This is a genomic window from uncultured Endozoicomonas sp., assembly GCF_947495845.1.
In the GTDB taxonomy this organism is placed as follows: Bacteria; Pseudomonadota; Gammaproteobacteria; order Pseudomonadales; family Endozoicomonadaceae; genus Endozoicomonas.
In genome coordinates this window covers 1-1,613 of sequence record NZ_CANMAO010000075.1, presented here as the reverse complement: position 1 = coordinate 1,613, position 1,613 = coordinate 1, and the positions used below count along the sequence as shown (strand labels likewise).

1 protein-coding gene is annotated in these 1,613 nt (G+C 49.7%); it reads left to right on the top strand.

Going from position 1 to position 1,613, the window contains the following annotated elements; all coding sequences use genetic code 11:
* Positions 1-11: 11 nt before the first annotated feature.
* Positions 12-1,582, top strand: a protein-coding gene (locus Q1B11_RS20110) for an IS3 family transposase (protein WP_299735782.1) whose coding sequence is annotated in 2 segments (ribosomal slippage) — positions 12-486 and positions 486-1,582 — 1,572 coding nt in all. Because the reading frame shifts where the segments join, the coding sequence is not laid out codon by codon here.
* The last annotated feature ends 31 nt before the right edge of the window (positions 1,583-1,613 follow it).

The window sequence follows — 1,613 nt, the reverse complement described above, 5'->3', positions numbered from 1 at the left end:
GTGAATAATCAATGGCCCGCTATTCAGAAGAGTTTAAAGAGTCAATCATTCAGAAAATGATGCCGCCCAACAATGTGTCGGTTTCCCAGCTGGTAAGAGATACTGGCATCTCTGATGTGACGCTATACACTTGGCGAAAACATGCCGTATCTAAAGGAGTGCCTGTGCCGGGCAACGGAAAAAATCCTGATCAGTGGACAGCTGAAAACAAGCTAGCCGTCATCATTGAAACAGCAGCGCTTAACGAAGCAGAAATGTCTGAATACTGTCGTAAGAAAGGGCTGTTTGCTGAGCAAATTCAGCAGTGGAAATCAGCCTTTATTAACAGTGCTTCTGACCAGCCTGCCAGTCCGTCAAAGCAGGGCAAGGCACTGTCTGACGAACACAGGAAAGATAAGAAAACCATCAAAAAACTTGAGCGTGAACTTAACCGCAAGGACAAGGCGTTAGCAGAAACTGCTGCCTTGCTGGTGCTCACAAAAAAGGCCCAAGAGATCTGGGGAACAGCAGAGGACGATTAGTCTCTCTCCCGGATCGACAGCATACAGTTAGCCTGATCAAACAGGCGGTAAAAGACGGTGCTCGCCAATCGAAAGCCTGCGAAGCTATTGGCCTATCAGAAAGAACGATTCAACGCTGGGTGAACGGTGATGAGGTGCTGCCCGATAATCGTAAAAATGCTGTTCGACCAGCGCCCGCTAACAAGCTTTCTGAAGCCGAGGAACAGACGATCATTGACGTTTGTAATAGTGAGCGTTTTAAGAGTCTGCCTCCAAGCCAGATTGTGCCTGCTCTGGTCGATGAAGGTGTCTATCTGGGCTCTGAAAGCACTTTCTATCGGGTCATGCATAAACACGGGCAACAGCAGCACCGCGGGCGTGCAGCCAAACCAGCGCAACGTAAGCCGACCTCTTACTGTGCAACGGGTCCGAATCAGGTCTGGTCTTGGGATATCACTTTTTTACGCTCGCCGGTGAGAGGCCAGTTCTTTTACCTGTATCTGGTTATAGATATATACAGTCGTATGATTGTTACTTGGGAGGTTCATGAAAATGAATCGGCAGAACACGCCTCAAAAATGATGACCAAAGCGTGTCTGCGCCATGGCATTTCAGCCCTGGAGAGGCCGTTGGTCTTACATTCAGACAATGGCAGTGCTATGAAAGGTGGCAGCATGCTGTCTACCTTGCAGAGCCTTGGTGTAGTCAGCTCCTTCAGTCGGCCGAGAGTCAGTGATGATAACCCTTACGCGGAAGCAATATTCAGAACACTGAAGTACCGACCAGGTTATCCTTCCAAGCCGTTTACTGACCTCACAGCGGCCCGCAATTGGGTGCATGGGTTTACCCAATGGTACAACGAAGATCACCGACACAGCGGGATCAAGTTCTTAACACCGGGGCAGAGGCACCGGGGGGAGACAAAGACTCTCATGGATAACAGGAAAGTGGTTTATGCGCTGGCGAAGAAGCGTCATCCCGAGCGCTGGGGAAGCCGGGCAACCAGAAACTGGGATCTACCGGATGAAGTCTGGCTTAATCCTGATAAATGTATTGACGGGCAACTAAGTAAAGCTGCCTGAGTTGAGGCGACAACTATGTTGACAAACACCG